The sequence below is a fragment of the Dechloromonas denitrificans genome (assembly GCF_020510665.1).
Classification (GTDB): domain Bacteria; phylum Pseudomonadota; class Gammaproteobacteria; order Burkholderiales; family Rhodocyclaceae; genus Azonexus; species Azonexus denitrificans_B.
In genome coordinates this window covers 1,009,207-1,026,728 of record NZ_CP075187.1, presented here as the reverse complement: position 1 = coordinate 1,026,728, position 17,522 = coordinate 1,009,207, and the positions used below count along the sequence as shown (strand labels likewise).

The window sequence follows — 17,522 nt, the reverse complement described above, 5'->3', positions numbered from 1 at the left end:
GAATCAACCGTCGAGCAGCACGCTGCTTTCGCAGCCGACACGCAGGCCACCCCAGTGACGGCCATCGACAATGATCGGCAAATTGATTTCCGAAAGCACCTCCCCCGTATCCCGCGCGTATGTCTGGAGCAATAGCGGCTGGGTGTTCTTGGCGGCACGCTGGCCCGTCTGATCGTCCCAGATCCGTCGGGTACGATTACCAACCAGATCGACCTCGTAATTTCCGGTCAGCGGCTTCGAGTATTTCAGATTGTGAATCGCACCGTAGCCGCGCAAGTCGATCATCAGCGCGTATACGCCCCCTTTCAGGTTGGCCAGCGCCTCTTCGGCAAGCGGCTGGATGTCCCGTTCAAATGCTGCAGCATAGGAAACATCGTATTTCTGGGGGCTGGTTTTCGGAATCGGACGATAGTTCTGATCCCAGATATCGACGCCCTGCTGCGACAACGCCGACATTTTGGCCTGCATGCGTTCAAGCATCCGGCGTGCCTGATCAACGTTGAAGTCAAAAGACCCACGACCGATCTTGAAGCGCGAGACCAGTTCCTGAACACTTTCTGTCGCCCGGCTCAGCGTAAGCGTCGATGTTTCCGAAGACTTCATGCTGCCCGACACCTCGTCAGACAGGGTATGAACCTGCATCACCGCTTCATGCACCTGGCCGTTTGTCGCGGTCAACTGCTCCATCGCAGCAGCAATCTGGTTCAACTGATCGCCCGTCCGCTCAAAATTGCTGACCATCCGGTTGAACTCGGAAGACGATCGCTCGACCACTTCGCGGGTTTGTTGAATGTCGCCATTGATGACGTCATTTTCGCGCTGGGTATCGCGAACCAGGGTAATCATGCCGCCGATGTTGTCGGTGATTTCCTGTGTCGCCACATTGACCCGTTCGGCCAGTTTGCGCACTTCGTCAGCCACCACGGCAAAGCCTCGACCCATTTCACCGGCGCGGGCAGCCTCAATCGCGGCATTCAGCGCCAGCAGATTGGTCTGGTCAGCAATATCCTTGATCAGGCCGGCAATCTGGCGAATGCTGTCCGAACGCTGCGCCAGATGTCCGACGGTGTCATTGAATGATGAGAGCTTGGCACTCACATTCTGCACCTTGCTGACAATCTCGAACATTTCCCCCAGAGAACCGCGCGCGGTCTGCAGATTGGCTTCCGTCGACTGCGAAATCAGCTCGGCCGAGGCTGAAACTTCATCAATCGCCTTGATCGCCTCGGTGCTGGCGCCAAAAACCGCATTGGCAATATCCCCCTGCCGGGTGGCCTTCTCTGCGGTGGAAGCGACCGTTTTTTTGACCAGCACAGCCTCACGGGCAATATTCACACTCATCTTGCGTACTTCGCTGATGATTTCGCGCATCTTGTCGGCGAAGCGGTTGTAGGACTCGGCCAGAGTCCGAAGTTCATCATGCGAGATTGTCGGCAGGTTGCGCGAAAAATCGCCTTCGCCGCGCGCGATTTCGTCAAAGATCGTTGAAATAATACGTACCGGACGCAGAATCAGATGACGAATGTAAAGAATCTGAAGCACATTCCAGAGCAAGGCAAATGCCGTCATGGCGATCATCAGGCTCAGACCGTAATCCATCCCGCTGGAAATGCGTTGCATCACAGCGCTACTGACCTCGCCATTCCTGAGTGCTTCGGTCACCAGGTTTTTCTGATGAATGTAGATACCGAGGTACACCACGTCGATAAAGAACAAGAGCAGGAAACTCATCAATTTCTTGGTCAAAGAGTTCCAGAAAGTACGCTCGTTCCATTCGTACAAACGTCGCAGTGTCTCCATTTTGTGTCCCAATTGTTATTTAGTGGGTCGCATTCAACAACCATCCGACTAGGGCGTCAAGCACGCCAAATTCCGGAATATCTGATCGTCACATCAGCAAATCGACCGACAAATGCTGCATTGCATTTCACAAACGCAAACAATATTTCACATCGTGAAATCGCAACAATAATTCATTGTTTATAAAAAATAAAATATTGTCTTATGTCTTATATAAGACTATTGCTGCTCTGCAAAAACTTCTCTATACTTTCTCACATCGGCGCTGCACCAGAACATTGGGCAAGAAAGCCGTAACCCCAACTAAATCTCTTGAGGAATTCACCATGAGCACACGCGAACAGCAAATCGCCGAACTGGAAAAAGACTGGGCAACCAACCCCCGCTGGAAGGGTATCAAGCGCGGCTACTCCGCTGCTGACGTCGTCCGCCTGCGCGGTTCCTTCCAGGTTGAGCACACCCTGGCCCGTCGCGGTGCCGAGAAGCTGTGGGATCTGGTCAACAACACCCCCTACGTTAACTGCCTGGGCGCCCTGACCGGCGGTCAAGCCGTTCAGCAAGCCAAGGCCGGCATCAAGGCCATCTACCTGTCCGGCTGGCAAGTTGCTGCCGACAACAACGAATACGCCGCCATGTACCCGGACCAGTCCCTGTACCCGGTTGACTCCGTGCCGAAGGTTGTCGAGCGCATCAACAATGCCTTCAACCGCGCTGATGAAATCCAGTGGTCGAAGAACATCAACAAGGGCGATGCCGGTCACGTTGAATACCACCTGCCGATCGTGGCTGACGCTGAAGCCGGTTTCGGCGGCGTGCTCAACGCCTACGAACTGATGAAGGCCATGATCCGCTCCGGCGCTGCCGGCGTGCATTGGGAAGATCAGCTGGCTTCCGTCAAGAAGTGCGGCCACATGGGCGGCAAGGTTCTGGTTCCGACCACCGAAGCTATCCAGAAGCTGATCGCTGCTCGTATGGCTGCTGACGTCTACGGCGTGCCGACCCTGGTTATCGCCCGTACCGATGCCGAAGCTGCCGACCTGCTGACCTCCGACTACGACGAAAACGACAAGCCGTTCCTGACCGGCGAGCGTACCGCTGAAGGCTTCTACAAGACCAAGAAGGGTCTGGACCAGGCTATCTCCCGCGCTATCGCCTACGCTGACTACGCCGACCTGGTGTGGTGCGAAACCGGCACGCCGGATCTGGAATTTGCCCGCAAGTTCGCCGAAGCCGTGCATAAGGTTCACCCGGGCAAGATGCTGGCCTACAACTGTTCGCCTTCCTTCAACTGGAAGAAGAACCTCGACGACGCCACCATTGCCAAGTTCCAGAAGGAACTGGGCGCCATGGGCTACAAGTACCAGTTCATCACCCTGGCTGGCATCCACAACATGTGGTACCACATGTTCGACCTGGCCCAGGACTACGCCAAGCGCGGCATGTCTGCCTACGTCGAGAAGGTTCAGGAGCCGGAATTCGCTGCTCGTGACCGTGGCTACACCTTCGTCTCGCACCAGCAGGAAGTTGGCACCGGTTACTTCGACGACGTCACCACCGTGATCCAGGGCGGCAAGTCCTCGGTGACCGCGCTGACCGGCTCGACCGAAGAAGAACAGTTCCACTAAGAACTGACCGCTTAAGCTTGCTGCCTTACCTGGCAGCAATAAAGGCCGGCTCCCACAAGGGGCCGGCCTTTTTCATTTCGAGCAAAAACGGCACGTAGACCGCAGGATCTGTTTTCTATCGTTACACCGACGGCCGAGTCCACATCCAGGACAAAACGCATGCACCGATTGCGAGCGGCAGATAACACCAGGGAGAAGGCAGCGTCAGCAAGCCGCCAATGGCACTGATGGCCATCAACAGCGTGGCCAGTCGTTTGGCCAGCAGTGGAATTGCGCCGTGGTCACGCCAGGCGCTGATCGCCGGTCCAACCGTCGGATGAGCCAGAAGCCTGGCCTCCCACGCCGGATGCGAGCGGGCAAAAAAATAGGCGGCCAAAATCATGAACGGCGTTGTCGGCAACAAGGGCAGGACGGCACCGATCACCCCCAGCACCACCGAAACCACGCCAAGCACCCGATAAACCGGTCGTTTCATCTCAGCTCCCAATAACTGGCGCGACTGTAGTTGTCTTTCAGCAAATCGATAAAAAAACGAACGCGCAGCGGCAGGTGACGGCGCTGCGGAAAGACTGCGTAGATACCCATCGGCGGTGCCTGCCAGGCATCGAGCACCGAGGCCAGACGGCCTTCCTTGAGATCCTGCCCGACCTCCCACAACGAACGCCAGGCCAATCCACGCCCGGCCAGCGCCCACTCATGCAACACGGCGCCGTCATTACATTCGAACGAGCCGCCCACCTTCCAGTTCTGCACCTCGCCGCTTTGCGGATCCTTGAACACCCAGCCACGCTGTTGGCCGAGTGACAGGCAATTATGGCCGACCAGATCGGCTGGTTCGCGCGGTACGCCATGCGCGACAAGATAAGCCGGGCTGGCAACAACCATCCGGCGCATTTCGCCGAGGCGCACACTGACCATGCTCGAATCGGTCAACTCGCCGATACGGATCGCGCAGTCGATGTTTTCGTTGATCAGATCGACCAATCTATCGCTCAAACCGAGGTTGACCGTGACTTCCGGATTGGCTTGCATGAACTCACCGACCAAGGGCGCGACATGGCGGCGACCAAATCCGGCTGGCGCCGAAACACGCAAGTAACCGTTGGCCTGCAAACCACCGAGCGACACGGCGGCCTCGGCATTGGCCAGGTCGTTGAGCAAGCGCTGGCAGTCTTCCAGGAAAGCCTGTCCTTCGAAGGTAATGGTCAGCTTGCGCGTCGTGCGCAGCAGGAGCTTGACGCCCAAGCGCGACTCCAATGCATCGAGCCGGCGGCCGATCATTGCCGGCGTTACGCCTTCGGCCCGGGCTGCGGCAGAGAGGCTGCCGCGCGTCGCTACCGAGGTGAACGCTTCAATCTGTTTTAGCTTATCCATTTGATACTTAAAGTACAAAATGAAATGATTTTATCCCTATTTTTCCTAACTCAAATGATCAATACAATGCACTCCATCGTAATATTTTCCCCAAGGAGTTTTCATGAGCCTCAACCTGCCCGCTGGTGTTCAGATCACCGCCCCCCTTCAGCCCGGTTACGAATCCATCCTGACCTTTGAAGCCCTTGAACTGGTTGCCAAGCTGCACCGCGCCTTCGAAGGCCGCCGCCAGGAACTGCTCAAGGCTCGCGTTGAGCGCCAGGCACGCATCGATGCCGGCGAAATGCCGGATTTCCTGCCGGAAACCAAACACATCCGCGAAGGCGACTGGAAAATCGCCCCGCTGCCGAAGGCACTGGAGCGCCGCCGCACCGAAATCACCGGCCCGGTTGAAGCCAAGATGATCATCAACGCCTTCAACTCGGGCGCTGACTCCTACATGACCGACTTCGAAGATTCGAATTCGCCGAACTGGGACAACCAGATTCAGGGTCAGATCAATCTGTACAAGGCAATCCGCCGCGAACTGTCGTTCAAGAACGAGAACGGCAAGGAATACAAGCTGAATGACAACATCGCCACGCTGCAGATTCGTCCGCGCGGCTGGCACCTCGACGAAAAGCACGTGCTGATCGACGGTCAGCGCGTTTCCGGCGGCATCTTCGACTTCGGCATCGTGCTTTTCCACAACGCCAAGGAACAGATCGCCCGCGGCGCCGGCCCCTTCTTCTATCTGCCGAAGATGGAAAGCCACCTCGAAGCCCGCTTGTGGAATGACATCTTCGTCATGGCCCAGGATCACATCGGCCTGCCACAAGGCACCATCAAGGCCACCGTGCTGGTCGAAACCATTCTCGCCACGTTCGAAATGGAAGAAATCCTCTACGAACTGCGCAACCACTCGGCTGGCCTGAACGCCGGTCGCTGGGACTACATCTTCTCGTGCATCAAGAAGTTCAAGAAAAACAAGGACTTCTGCCTGGCCCAGCGCAGCGCCATCACCATGGAAGTGCCGTTCATGCGCGGTTACGCCCTGGCGCTGGTGCAGGCTTGCCACAAGCGCGGCGCCCCGGCCATGGGCGGCATGTCGGCCCTGATCCCGATCAAGAACGATCCTGTCGCCAACGAAAAGGCGCTGGCCGGCATTCGCCACGACAAGACGCGTGACGCCAACGACGGTTTCGACGGCGGCTGGGTGGCTCACCCGGGCCTCGTTGCCATCGCGCATGAAGAGTTCGTCAAGGTGCTCGGCGACCGCCCGAACCAGTGGGACAAGCAAGTTTCCGGCAACTTCGGTCCGGCCCAGTGGCTCGACTTCCAGCCGACCACCCCGATCACCGAAGCCGGCCTGCGCAACAACATCAACGTCGGTATCCATTACCTCGGTTCCTGGCTGGCCGGCAACGGCTGCGTGCCGATCCACAACCTGATGGAAGATGCGGCCACCGCCGAAATCTCCCGCTCGCAGGTCTGGCAGTGGGTGGTATCGCCGAAGGGCGTGCTCGACGACGGCCGCAAGGTCACCGTTGAAATGGTTCGCCCGATGATTGCCGAAGAACTGGCCAAGGTGAAGACGACTGTTTCTGCCCAGGGCGAAGACACCGCTTCCTACGACCAGGCAGCCGTCATTTTCGACCAGATGTCGCTGACCCCGGAATACCCGGAGTTCCTGACCCTGCCGCTGTACGAAGCGATGGTTTAAATCTCGCGGTCTACGCCCGGTAACGGGCAAAAATGAAAACGGCGCGAGGGCAACCTGGCGCCGTTTTGTCTTCATCGGGTTGTCCGCAATAGCGCCCCCGCCCAGGCCACCCGATACTCTGGCTCTACCCACCTCGACGACGCATCATGGAAATCCTCATCGACATCATTCTGAAAGCCGGCCGCTCGGCCGTCGAGCTTTCACTTTTCGTCCTGCTGCCGGTGATGGTGGTCATGCTTTCGCTGATGCGATTGCTCGAAGCACGCGGCGTCCTTGATCGACTCGTCGTTCGCCTTGCCCCTTTGCTCAAACCCTTCGGCCTGACCGGCCTCGGTGTTTTTGCTGCGCTGCAGATCAACTTCGTCAGCTTCGCAGCACCGATGGCGACGCTGACCATGATGGATCAGCGCGGCACCTCGGACCGCCACATCGCCGCGACGCTGGCCATGGTCTTTGCCATGTCGCAAGCCAATGCTGCCCTGCCGATGATGACCATGGGCCTTGATTTCGGCCTGACACTGATCTGGTCACTGGTCGGCGGACTGGCCGCCGCCGCCAGCACCTACTACCTGTTTGGCCGGACGCTCTCGGGCCTTGAAGGCCAGCTTGACGAAACCTTGCATCACCCGGTGGCCGAAAGCGCCAAGGGCATTCTCGACGTCATCAACCGGGCCGGTGCCGAAGCCTTCAAGATTGCCGTTGGCGCCATTCCGATGCTCGTTCTCTCACTGGTCGCCGTCACCGCACTCAAGCGTTTTGGCGCACTCGATCTGCTGACCGCCTGGCTGACGCCGCTACTTCAGCTGGCGGCGATCGATCCAATCCTGATTCTCCCGGCGCTGACCAAATACCTGGCCGGCGGCACGGCGATGATGGGCGTCATGGATGACATGCGACGGGCCGGCCAGGTCAGTGTCGAGCTGCTCAACGCCAGCGCCGGATTTCTCATTTCCCCTTTCGATTTGCCCGGTGTCGCCGTGCTGATTTCAGCCGGCCGCCGTGTTGCCACCGTCTGGAAACCGGCCGCCTGCGGCGCCTGTATCGGCATTGCGGTGCGCACCCTTGGCCATGTTGTTTTCTGAACGGAGAGAAGCTGCATGCTTTCAGCCCTGACCCAACTCCTTTTATGCCAGCTGGCCGGGGAAGTCATTGCCCGTGGCATTGATCTCCCGGTCCCCGGCCCGGTGCTCGGCATGTTGCTGCTCTTTCTTGTGCTGACCCTGCGCGGCGGGCCGGGACACGATCTGCAGACAACCAGCCAGACCCTGCTTCAACATCTGTCGCTACTCTTCGTGCCGGCCGGCACCGGCATCATGGTGCATCTGCATCGTGTCGCCGACGAGTGGCTTGCACTATCGATTTCACTGCTGGTCAGCACCTTGATGACCTTGCTGGTCACCGGACTGGTCATGCAGCTTTGCGCCCCGCGCAGCACGGCCCCGGGAGAAAATCCGTGACCCCGCGCATCAACGAACTCTGGGTTTATCTTTCAGCCTCGCCACTGCTCGGTCTGACCATCACGCTGCTCGCTTACCAAGGGGCATTCTGGATTTACCGACGTTCCGGCAATCATCCGCTGGCCAATCCGGTACTCATCGCCGTCAGCGTTTTGGTCTGTTTTCTACTGTCGACCGGGACAAGCTACGAAACCTACTTTGCCGGCGCCCAATTCGTGCATTTTCTGCTCGGCCCGGCCACTGTCGCGCTCGCCATCCCGCTGTACACCCAACTCAAGCGCGTCAAGGCCATGTGGCTACCCGTTCTGGTTGGCCTGCTGGTCGGCAGCCTGAGCGCCGCACTTTCGGCCGTGGCCATTGGCCGACTGTTCGGCGCCAGCCTGCCCAGCCAGCTCTCACTGGCACCCAAATCGGTCACGACGCCGATTGCCATGGGCATTGCCGAACGAATCGGCGGCATACCTTCGCTCACCGCCGTTCTGGTAATCATCACCGGCATTATTGGTGCCGTTGCCGCACGCTACGTTTTCGATGCGGTGCGCCTGCACGACCCGGCAATTCGCGGCTTTGCCATCGGAATCGCCTCGCACGGCATTGGGACCGCCCGTGCATTCCAGGTCAATGAGCAAAGCGGCGCCTTCGCCGCATTGGCCATGGGATTGAATGGTGCTCTGACGGCATTGCTGGTGCCATTGATCGCCCGCTGGATCGGACTTGGCTAAATCTTGCACAGCGCAGGCGCTTGGCGCAAACTGCTCGGAACAAATCAGCTTATTTTGAAAATAACGGGAAAACCCCGGCCACATCCACACCACTAAGGATTGCCCATGAACCCGTCGGCCAGCGACGATCTGGTTTTCATCGAAGACGAGCCAATCCCGGAGAAATGCCAGGCGGAGGATTCGCGGTGGCGGATATTGGTCGTCGATGATGATCCCGATGTTCATGAAGCCACCGAGTTTGCGCTGGCCAGTATCCGCATCCTTGGCCGGCGCCTGGAAATTCTCCATGCACACTCCGGCCGCGAAGCCATCAAGCTGCTGACGCATGAAGACGATGTCGCACTGATTTTGCTCGATGTCGTCATGGAAAGTGAAAACGCCGGCCTGCAGACGGTAGATGCCATCCGTAACGAACTGCTGCTGGTCAATACGCGGATCATTTTGCGCACGGGCCAGCCCGGCCACGCGCCGGAAGCGGAAACGATCACCCGTTACGACATCAACGATTACAAAACCAAGAGCGAACTGACCCACAGCAAATTATTCACGACACTGACGACGGCAATTCGCTCGTACCAGCAATTGCAACGCCTCGATGCCAGCCGCAGCGGGCTGGAAAAGATCGTTGCGGCCAGCAATCAGTTCATGGCCGAACAGGGGCTGCAAGCCTTTGCCGAAGGCGTCATCACCCAGATTGCCGGGCTGATCGGCGTTTCACCGGAAGGACTGGTGTGTGCGGCCGCAGAATCGGCAGAAAGCGGCACCCGTTTGCAGGAATACCGGATCATTGCGGCAGCCGGCCCCTATCGTCACCTGATCCAGCGCCGCCTGTCAGAAATCAATGATTCGCATCTGGTACACAACCTGAGTCAGGCGCTACGCAATCGCCACAGCATCATTGGCGAACACGATGTCACCCTTTATTTCCGCAAATCCCCCGGCGAGGGCTTTGCCGCTTTTATCAATGCCAGCCAGCCGATTTGCGAAGTCGATCAGCATTTGCTCGAAGTGTTCTGCACCAACATTGCGTTGTGCGCCAAAAATGTCGATCTGGTATCCGCCCTGCGTCAGGACGCTTTCTTCGATCGCCAGATCGGCCTGCCAAATCGCGTCGCCCTGATCGCCGAACTCGACGAGCGCATTGCCCGTCAGGCACAAGACGATGCCCTCCTGGCCTTGATTGATATCGACCAGTTTTCGACGACCAACGACATTCTCGGCCATCAATATGGTGACGGATTGCTCAAGCTGGTTGCCAAGCGCCTGCGTACGCTGTTCGACCCGACGGTTTATCTGGCGCGCCTCTCGGCCGACACCTTTGCCCTGCTTGGCAAGCAAGGCCAGATCGGATCTGCCCAGATCCAGAAGTGCTTTACCCTGCCGTTCATTGTTGAAGAAGTCGAACATGCCATTTCGATTTCAATCGGCCTGGTCGTTGTCGACCATGAGTACCAATCCGGTGCCGAGATACTCAAGGACGGTTATCTCGCGCTACGCCGCGCCAAGCGTCAGGGCATGGGGCAAAGCATCACCTTTTCGCGCGACATCGGTGCCGAAGCCCGCGAACGCGCCCAGTTGCTACGCGACCTGCGCAGCGCCTTTGACAACCGGCAACTTTTTCTCGCCTATCAGCCGCAAGTCGATCTGCTCAGCGGTCGCCTGCTCGGTGTCGAAGCCCTGCTCCGCTGGCGCCTGCCGGATGGCAGCTTTGTCCCGCCGGATCGCTTCATTCCGATTGCAGAACAATCCGGGCTGATTGTCAGCCTTGGCAACTGGCTCCTGCACGTTGCGCTTCACACGCTGAAACGCTTCCAGGCAGCCGGCTTTCCCGACCTCAAGATGGCCGTCAATATTTCGCCCGTCCAGATTCGCCAGCCGGGCTTTCAGGAAAGCATCCTGCAGGCCCTGCAAGAGACAGACTGCCCGCCATCCCGCCTGGAACTTGAAGTCACAGAATCCGTCGCCCTGGCCGGCCTCGATGCCGCCATTGCAGCCTTGAGCGCCTTGCGCCAGCAGGGAATCGGTATCGCAATCGACGACTTTGGCACCGGTTATTCCTCGCTTTCCTACCTTGACCAACTCCCTGCCAACCACCTCAAGATCGATCGCAGCTTTGTCTCTGCCCTGAGCAAGGAAGGGCACGGGGCTCGTATCGCCAGAACGATCATTATTCTCGGTCACGAACTGGGCATGCGGGTCATTGCCGAAGGAGTCGAGGATGAAGGCGTCGCCAGCACCCTGCTTGAACTGGGCTGTAATGAAGCGCAAGGCTATTACTACGGTCGACCAATGCCGGAAGTCGAATTTCTCGCCTGGCTGGCTGAGCCGACGAGAAAAAGAGCCTGAACCCTCACTGCCCCGGTAGACCGACAAACGCGGCCAGATTTGAAAAAAACAGGCCGGGCAGCAATGTCCCTACCCTGAGTTAGGGTAAGTACCTATGGTCGGCCGGCCCGGGTGGGCGAAAAATCAAGCCATGTTCATCCGCCCCCCTCCCAGCCAGCCCAAGCAAACCTGGCTCTGGTTCGCCCCCTACATTGCCATTGGCATTTTTTCCATTGCCATGCTGGTCGTCACCGCGCTACTGCAGTGGCGTGAGCAGGATACCGCCCACTCGGCGCTCGAAGGCGACATGCACTGGGCCGAACGGACCATTGAAAATCGCCTCCACGCGCATCAGGATTTCCTCGCGGAACTTGGGCGCGAACAGGAATTCAAGCAACTAACCTACGAAACCTTTCAGGTTCGTGCATCACGCTATGTCCGGGACAATCCCGAACTGGCAGCCATTGTCTGGGTCAGCACCGAAGGCAAGGTCGAATGGGTCTCGCCAAACGAGTCGACCGCGACATTTGTCGGCGAGCAACTAACCGACACTCGCCTGGCCGCCCTGCAGGAAGCACTGCGCACGCGTCGCACCTTGTTCAGCAGCAATTATCCCGACGCCTACCAACGCCAGGCCAACGACCTGATTTTCCCGGTCCAGCAAGGCAGCAGCGACCTGGGCGCCTTCATCGCCCTGCAATCGCTGGAAACACTGCTGCGCGCAACCTTGCCGGCGGTGTTCACGGCGCGCTACAGCCTGACGGTTGTCGATGCAACGAACCAGGAGGTTTACAGCAATTCCTCGGTCAAGCCGACCGACCGCAAGATTTCCGGCAGCATCAGCCTCGACATGCCGGGCAATCGGCTGGGCCTGAACATCATCGCCTATCGCGGCGGCGGCGCCTGGCTGCCCTTTGTGCCGGCCGGCCTGATCGTCATTCTGACCCTGATTGCGACAGCCACGCTGGTTCAGCTTCGGCGCCACGCCCACCGCCGGGCAGAAACCGAAGAGCAACTGCGCGCCGCCTATGCCTTCCGCCAGGCGATGTCCCAATCACTGATCACCGGCATGCGCGCCATTGATCTTGAAGGCCGGATCACCTTCGTCAATGCCGCGTTCTGCCGCATGACCGGGTTTGACGAGTCAGAGCTGGTCGGTATCTCCCCACCTTACCCTTACTGGCCCGATGAAGAGTTCGACCGCCTGCAAAACAATATCGACCAGGCACTGGCCGGTCAGGCACCGGCGGCCGGTTTTGAAATGCGCATCATGCGGAAAAATGGCGAACGCTTCGATGTCCGTCTCTATTTCTCGCCACTGATCGATGCCAACGGCCTGCAAATTGGCTGGATGGCCTCGATGAACGACATTACCGAACCGAAACGCGCCCGTGTCGAACTGGAACGGGCGCACGAGCGTTTTGTCACGGTGATCAACGGTCTGGATACCGCAGTGCACGTCGCCGACGCCGACTCAGGCGAAATCCTCTTCGCCAACCGCGCCTTCCAGAACATTTTTGGCTTCGATACCGTCGGGCGCGACTCGGCCCAGGTAACCGCAGCCTGCCGCCCGATGAACGAAGCCTTGAGCGCCAACCCGGCCGAACTGTCGAGCGAGGAATTGCCCTGCGAAATCTACGACGGTGAAATCCAGCACGCCCTCTCGGGACACTGGTACCACCTACACGAACGGGCAATCCGCTGGGTCGACGGACGCACCGTCCGGGTCCAGATTGCCGCCGACATCACCGACAAGAAGCACATCGACGAAGTCAATCTGCAACAGCAGAAACGCCTTGAGCAGACCTCGCGCCTGATCACCATGGGCGAAATGGCATCTTCGCTGGCCCACGAGTTGAACCAGCCCCTCTCGGCCATCGCCAACTACTGCGCCGGGTGCATCAAACGCATGCAGGCCGGTAACTATCGCTTTGAAGACCTGCTGGCGGCCATGCAAAAAGCAGCCGACCAGGCTGAACGTGCCGGCAAGATCATTCGCCGGATGCGCGACATGGTGAAAAAGAGCGACCCAAAACGCGAACCCATTTCACTCGACGAACTGGTGGACGAAGCACGTGCCTTTGCCGACATCGAAGCCCAGCGAACAGGTACGCAGATCATCGTTGAGCTGCCTGAAAATCTGCCCAAAATCGTGGTCGACCGCATCATGATTGAACAAGTGCTGCTTAATCTGGTGAAAAATGGCATCGAATCGATGCACAATATCCCCTTCGAACGTCGCCGCCTGTTCATCAATGCCCGACTGGCCGATGAGCGCATGCTGGAAATCAGTGTCGCCGACCAGGGGCACGGACTGGCCGAAGAAGATGTCGAGAAGATTTTCGCCCCTTTCTACACCACCAAACCGGAAGGAATGGGCATCGGGCTGGCAATCTGCCGCTCGATCATCGAATTCCACCAGGGCCGGCTTTGGCTGGAAGCACGCCGGGAAGGCGGCACGACCTTCCGTTTCACCGTACCGATAGAGGAAGAACATGAGTGAGTTGCCGCAAACGATTTTTGTCGTCGATGACGACGAGGCCATGCGTGACTCGATGACCTGGCTGCTCGAAGGGGAAGGCTATCGGGTAGCCTGCTTCGACTCGGCTGAAAATTTCCTGGTGGCACGCCATGACAAGATGCGTGGCTGCCTGGTGCTTGATGTCCGGATGCCCGAGATGAGCGGGCTTGAATTACACGAAAAGCTCGATACGCTCGGTTCGGAATTGCCCGTCATCTTCGTCACCGGCCACGGCGACGTGCCGATGGCAGTTGGCGCCCTGCAACGTGGCGCCTGCGACTTCATCGAGAAACCCTTCCACAACGAGGACCTGCTTTCGCGCATTCGACGCGCGCTCGAACTGGATAGCGAAATAGCAGCGAGGCGTCAGCGGGACAGCGCCATCTCCCTGCGCATGGAGCAACTGACCCAACGCGAGCGCGAAGTGATGACGCTCGTTGTCGCTGGCAAGCTGAACAAGCAGATCGCCGATGAACTCGATATCAGCATGAAGACCGTCGAGGCGCACCGCGCCCGGGTCATGGAGAAAATGGGTGTCCGCACGCTGGCCGAACTGGTCAAGGCCGTGATGACCTTGAATTAATCGCCCTTAAAGCTGAATGATGTCGTCGTTGCCCATCCGGAAAGCACCGTCGTCATATTGCTTTTCACGGATTTCCTTGCGGCGCAACAGCTTTTCCTGAACCTTGGGCGGCAGGTCGGTAAACAGGATCAAATCCTTCGACATCAACAGCTCGATCATGTCCTCGATAACGCGAACAAACTCGCGATCAAGCTGATCCAGTTCATTTTGCCGCCACCGCTCGTGAATGAACTGCAGCACCTCGGGATTATCTGCCGGCAAAGCCTCATGCGCGTCGCCCACTGCCATGGGATGCAATTCGCAAATTTGCCCGGCACTGTCTCTTGACACATAAAGCATGCACAACCCCTCCTTGTTGATCGGCGAAGTCTGCATCAGGAAACGACGCTTGGCAATTGGATCGGCAAGCAAGGCGGGCGATAATGCCTCTTTTTTCGCCCCGGAAAATCCATGAGCCCGCCTGAATCAACCAAGAGCATCCAGAAAAAAGTGGTGATTTCCGCCTGCTTCGGCACATTTCTGGAATGGTATGACTTCCTGACCTTTGCTTCGCTAGCCATTTATTTCAGCGTGCTCTTCTTCCCGGCTGATGATCCGGTTGCCGCACTGCTCGCCAGCCTCGGCACATTTGGCGTCGGCATGATCGTACGGCCGCTCGGGGCGGCCATTTTTGGCTCGCTCGGCGACCGCCACGGTCGACGTACGATTTTCCTCGCCACGATTGTGCTGATGGGTGTTTCGACCGTTTGTGTCGGGCTGTTGCCAACCTACGAACAGGCTGGCTTGCTGGCCCCGGCCCTGCTGCTTGTACTGCGCATGCTGCAAGGCCTGTCGGTCGGCGGAGAGGTCGGCGGTGCGGCGGTCTACCTGACGGAACACGCGCCCGAAGGGAAACGGGGGATTTACACCAGCGTCCTGCAATTGATGGGCCCGCTGGGCATGATGGCCTCGACCTTGCAAATCGTTGTCCTGCAGCACTTTCTCAGCGAAGCCGACTTCAAATCCTGGGGCTGGCGAATTCCTTTCCTGCTCTCGGCCCTGTTGCTGGCCATCTCGATCAAGAGTCGCCTGAGCCTGCACGAATCACCGATTTTCAGTCAATTGCGCACCAGGAATGCATTGGCCAAAACTCCCCTGCGCGAATGCTTTGCCGACCGACACACGCTGGGCCGGATGGGTCTGCTTTTTTTCTGCATTTCAGCCGGCGGTTCATTGCTCTTTTTCTCGGCCCAGGTTTATACCGGTGTTTTCCTGAAAACAGTCGTCAATCTGCCCGCTTCGCAAGCCAGCACGCTGGTCATGATATCGACCCTCGCCCTCTTCCCGGCAACCCTTTTCTGCGGCTGGCTATCGGACCGGATCGGCCGTCGCCCGGTCTTGCTGACCGGCCTGATCACCGGCGCCATCACCATCCTGCCAGTTTTTCACGGACTGCTGCATTACGGTAAACAAGCCACGCCGGACACGACGATGATCACGCTACTGCTGCTGGTCCTGGTCATCCCGCTGGCGTGCATTACCGGACCACAGACAGCAACCCTGCCCGAACTTTTTCCAGCACGCACGCGTTATACCGCCGTCGCTCTGCCCCACAACCTGTCGGCCGGCTGGATCGGTGGCATGTCACCCTTGATGGTTACCTGGCTTGGCGTTCATTTTGGTGATCCACTGGCCGGCCTGTGGTATCCGGCAGGGCTGCTCATTCTGGCCAGCCTGATCGGCCTGCGTTTCATGCCTGAAGTAAGAAACCGGCCACTCGATCAATAACCTCGGATGTTCCCGGCCGGCGGCATTTTCGGTTTCCCGAAATAAGTTGCCGGCGGAACCTTGTAGCCGCTGGGTTTGCCATTTTCATCGTAAACAATATTGGCCGACTGCTCGCCCGGCTTCTTGCGGCTGGCAGTAATTTCCATCGTCGCGGCCTTGGCCGGCTTGTTCGATCGATCCATTTCACTACGCACAATACGGACCCGCTCGGCAGCAATCCGCTTGTCGATGGCCTCGGTCGACAATTTGCGCTCAAGCAGCGTTTCCCGCATTTTCAACAACCCCTCCAGCTCCTTGGACATGCGCATGGAACGTTGCGGCTCTCCCCATTTTTCCTTGGGTTGGCTGACCGCAATATTGAATTCTTCGGGATTGGTCAGCATCCGGGCGATATTCAAATGGTTGTAGCGCATCGACCACTCCAGGGCGCCATCGCCCCAATCATTGCTGGGGGTACGATCGGCACCTTTTTCGATGAGCATTCTGGCCAGATCCTCACGCCCCTCATAAATTGCCATCATCAGGACGCTGGAGCCATTCGTGCTTTTGGCATTGATATCCGCCCCTTGCGCCAACAAATAATTGGCGACTTCCGTGTGCCCGGCAAAAACGGCGTAATGCAGTGCCGACCAGTGGCGTTCCGGCGCATTGATCTTGGCGCCTCGCTCAAGCAGCCATTTGACAGCATCAAGATTGCCACGCCAAGCCGCGAAAACGATGGCTGACTCGCCATTGGCATTAAGCCGGTCAATCTCGGCCCCACGCGAAATGAAGAGGCGCATCAGTTCCAGATTCCCTTCCCAGGCACCGATCATCAGGCCGGTTCCGGTTCGGCTGCCCATGAAGTCGACGGGCAATCCGGCATCAAGCCAGGCTTCCGCCTGCCTGACATCGCCCAGTTCCATGCTGTGCACAAAAGAAAGCGGCGTCGGCAAAATGGCGGCAGCCTGAGCGGCTACCGGCAAAATCAGGCTCATCCCGATTATCATTGCAGCCAGACTTTTTCTGACCAAGCACTTTGTTGCTCTTTTCATTGCGAATTTCATCCCTCAGGCCAGCCCGCATTTTCTCATGACCCGGACCAATTTCCGACTTCTGCTGGCCCTGACGCTTTCTCTGCTGCTGCACATCGCTCCATTCATCCGCGATTTTGTGCCACAACCCAAGAAACAACCGCCCCCCACACTGCAGGCAAGCCTGAAACCTTCCCTCCCGGCCCCACCGCCTGTGCCACTGAGCCTTGAAAAGCCGGCCCCGGCAGCCAAAGCCGAACCCAGCAAAAAATCAGTAACAACAAATTCATCAAAAACTCCAGCGGAAACAAAAAAATGGCTGGATAATGTCAAGCAGCAATTAAAGAAACAGCACGAACGTGGGGAGTTTTATCCTGCCGAAGCCATTGCTCAAGGGCTGGAAGGTGAAGTGCTGGTATTGATGCTTCTCGATAACGATGGGCAGGTTGCAGCAAGCCGGGTCGAACAAAGCAGTGGCTACAAAATCCTCGACAATGCGGCCCTGCAGGCGGTTCGCGCCTTGCGCTCGGTACCTGCCGACGCCCCCCGGGAAACATTGCTGCCGGTACGCTTCCGCCTGCGCTAAACTGGGTAAATTCGCGACAGCCCCTGCGTATCGGGTGCACTAAAAGT

The 17,522-nt window shown here is 58.1% G+C and carries 15 protein-coding genes; 10 read left to right on the top strand and 5 right to left on the bottom strand.

Translation table 11 applies throughout. The annotated features are described in order from the left end of the window. Nucleotides 1-3: 3 nt before the first annotated feature. Nucleotides 4-1,800, bottom strand: a complete 1,797-nt coding sequence (locus KI614_RS04760) for a methyl-accepting chemotaxis protein (protein WP_226408263.1) — start codon at nt 1,798-1,800, stop codon at nt 4-6. Nucleotides 1,801-2,126: 326 nt separating this feature from the next. Here KI614_RS04760 and aceA point away from each other — a divergent pair, with 326 nt between their 5' ends. Beyond that, nucleotides 2,127-3,425: an isocitrate lyase gene (gene aceA, locus KI614_RS04755; protein ID WP_226408262.1), complete on the top strand. Its 1,299-nt coding sequence runs from the start codon at nt 2,127-2,129 to the stop codon at nt 3,423-3,425. Between the two features lie 121 nt (nt 3,426-3,546). On the opposite strand, the gene KI614_RS04750 is transcribed toward aceA, so the two are convergent. Both KI614_RS04750 and KI614_RS04745 read right to left on the bottom strand, forming a co-directional pair. Further along, nucleotides 3,547-3,900 carry a YbaN family protein gene (locus KI614_RS04750; RefSeq protein ID WP_226408261.1) on the bottom strand — a complete coding sequence of 118 codons (354 nt, stop codon included), beginning with the start codon at nt 3,898-3,900 and terminating at the stop codon, nt 3,547-3,549. Continuing rightward, nucleotides 3,897-4,799, bottom strand: coding sequence for a LysR family transcriptional regulator (locus KI614_RS04745; protein WP_226408260.1), 903 nt, complete (start codon nt 4,797-4,799; stop codon nt 3,897-3,899). Before KI614_RS04745 ends, KI614_RS04750 begins: the two co-directional genes overlap by 4 nt. Before the next feature lie 103 nt (nt 4,800-4,902). Here KI614_RS04745 and aceB point away from each other — a divergent pair, with 103 nt between their 5' ends. The 7 genes from aceB (at nt 4,903) to KI614_RS04710 (ending at nt 14,109) form a co-directional block, all read left to right on the top strand. After that, nucleotides 4,903-6,501, top strand: coding sequence for a malate synthase A (gene aceB / locus KI614_RS04740; RefSeq protein ID WP_226408259.1), 1,599 nt, complete (start codon nt 4,903-4,905; stop codon nt 6,499-6,501). Nucleotides 6,502-6,647: 146 nt separating this feature from the next. Continuing rightward, a complete protein-coding gene (locus KI614_RS04735; RefSeq protein WP_226408258.1) occupies nt 6,648-7,583 on the top strand; it encodes a nucleoside recognition domain-containing protein in 936 nt (311 codons plus the stop codon). A gap of 15 nt (nt 7,584-7,598) precedes the next feature. Then, nucleotides 7,599-7,958: a CidA/LrgA family protein gene (locus tag KI614_RS04730; protein ID WP_226408257.1), complete on the top strand. Its 360-nt coding sequence runs from the start codon at nt 7,599-7,601 to the stop codon at nt 7,956-7,958. Next, nucleotides 7,955-8,680, top strand: a complete 726-nt coding sequence (locus KI614_RS04725; RefSeq protein WP_226408256.1) for an LrgB family protein — start codon at nt 7,955-7,957, stop codon at nt 8,678-8,680. Before KI614_RS04730 ends, KI614_RS04725 begins: the two co-directional genes overlap by 4 nt. Before the next feature lie 105 nt (nt 8,681-8,785). Further along, nucleotides 8,786-11,026: an EAL domain-containing protein gene (locus KI614_RS04720; protein ID WP_226408254.1), complete on the top strand. Its 2,241-nt coding sequence runs from the start codon at nt 8,786-8,788 to the stop codon at nt 11,024-11,026. 130 nt (nt 11,027-11,156) lie between these two features. Next, on the top strand, nt 11,157-13,508 hold the full coding sequence (locus KI614_RS04715) for a PAS domain S-box protein (RefSeq protein WP_226408252.1): 2,352 nt from the start codon (nt 11,157-11,159) through the stop codon (nt 13,506-13,508). Continuing rightward, nucleotides 13,501-14,109: a response regulator transcription factor gene (locus tag KI614_RS04710; RefSeq protein ID WP_226408250.1), complete on the top strand. Its 609-nt coding sequence runs from the start codon at nt 13,501-13,503 to the stop codon at nt 14,107-14,109. Before KI614_RS04715 ends, KI614_RS04710 begins: the two co-directional genes overlap by 8 nt. 6 nt (nt 14,110-14,115) lie before the next feature. Here KI614_RS04710 and KI614_RS04705 read toward each other — a convergent pair whose 3' ends face one another. Further along, the gene (locus tag KI614_RS04705) at nt 14,116-14,520 is read right to left on the bottom strand and encodes a hypothetical protein (RefSeq protein ID WP_226408248.1); all 405 of its coding nucleotides are present in this window, start codon (nt 14,518-14,520) and stop codon (nt 14,116-14,118) included. A gap of 39 nt (nt 14,521-14,559) precedes the next feature. Between KI614_RS04705 and KI614_RS04700 the strand changes: the two genes are divergently transcribed. After that, a complete protein-coding gene (locus tag KI614_RS04700) occupies nt 14,560-15,876 on the top strand; it encodes an MFS transporter (RefSeq protein ID WP_226408245.1) in 1,317 nt (438 codons plus the stop codon). Here the strand turns inward: KI614_RS04700 and KI614_RS04695 are convergent. Beyond that, the gene (locus KI614_RS04695; RefSeq protein WP_226408243.1) at nt 15,870-16,853 is read right to left on the bottom strand and encodes an ankyrin repeat domain-containing protein; all 984 of its coding nucleotides are present in this window, start codon (nt 16,851-16,853) and stop codon (nt 15,870-15,872) included. The two genes, KI614_RS04700 and KI614_RS04695, sit on opposite strands and share 7 nt — an antisense overlap. A 94-nt stretch (nt 16,854-16,947) precedes the next feature. On the opposite strand from KI614_RS04695, the gene KI614_RS04690 reads away from it, so the two are divergent. Further along, nucleotides 16,948-17,475, top strand: coding sequence for an energy transducer TonB (locus KI614_RS04690; protein WP_226408241.1), 528 nt, complete (start codon nt 16,948-16,950; stop codon nt 17,473-17,475). Nucleotides 17,476-17,522: the final 47 nt, after the last annotated feature.

What these genes read in the sequence shown, in the direction of transcription:
- KI614_RS04695 (WP_226408243.1), bottom strand. Translation starts at nt 16,853, where the DNA reads ATGAGCCTGATTTTGCCGGTAGCCGCTCAGGCTGCCGCCATTTTGCCG.
- KI614_RS04690 (WP_226408241.1), top strand. Translation starts at nt 16,948, where the DNA reads ATGACCCGGACCAATTTCCGACTTCTGCTGGCCCTGACGCTTTCTCTG.
- KI614_RS04710 (WP_226408250.1), top strand. Translation starts at nt 13,501, where the DNA reads ATGAGTGAGTTGCCGCAAACGATTTTTGTCGTCGATGACGACGAGGCC.
- aceA (WP_226408262.1), top strand. Translation starts at nt 2,127, where the DNA reads ATGAGCACACGCGAACAGCAAATCGCCGAACTGGAAAAAGACTGGGCA.
- KI614_RS04735 (WP_226408258.1), top strand. Translation starts at nt 6,648, where the DNA reads ATGGAAATCCTCATCGACATCATTCTGAAAGCCGGCCGCTCGGCCGTC.
- KI614_RS04715 (WP_226408252.1), top strand. Translation starts at nt 11,157, where the DNA reads ATGTTCATCCGCCCCCCTCCCAGCCAGCCCAAGCAAACCTGGCTCTGG.
- KI614_RS04700 (WP_226408245.1), top strand. Translation starts at nt 14,560, where the DNA reads ATGAGCCCGCCTGAATCAACCAAGAGCATCCAGAAAAAAGTGGTGATT.
- KI614_RS04750 (WP_226408261.1), bottom strand. Translation starts at nt 3,900, where the DNA reads ATGAAACGACCGGTTTATCGGGTGCTTGGCGTGGTTTCGGTGGTGCTG.
- KI614_RS04730 (WP_226408257.1), top strand. Translation starts at nt 7,599, where the DNA reads ATGCTTTCAGCCCTGACCCAACTCCTTTTATGCCAGCTGGCCGGGGAA.
- KI614_RS04745 (WP_226408260.1), bottom strand. Translation starts at nt 4,799, where the DNA reads ATGGATAAGCTAAAACAGATTGAAGCGTTCACCTCGGTAGCGACGCGC.
- KI614_RS04760 (WP_226408263.1), bottom strand. Translation starts at nt 1,800, where the DNA reads ATGGAGACACTGCGACGTTTGTACGAATGGAACGAGCGTACTTTCTGG.
- KI614_RS04720 (WP_226408254.1), top strand. Translation starts at nt 8,786, where the DNA reads ATGAACCCGTCGGCCAGCGACGATCTGGTTTTCATCGAAGACGAGCCA.
- aceB (WP_226408259.1), top strand. Translation starts at nt 4,903, where the DNA reads ATGAGCCTCAACCTGCCCGCTGGTGTTCAGATCACCGCCCCCCTTCAG.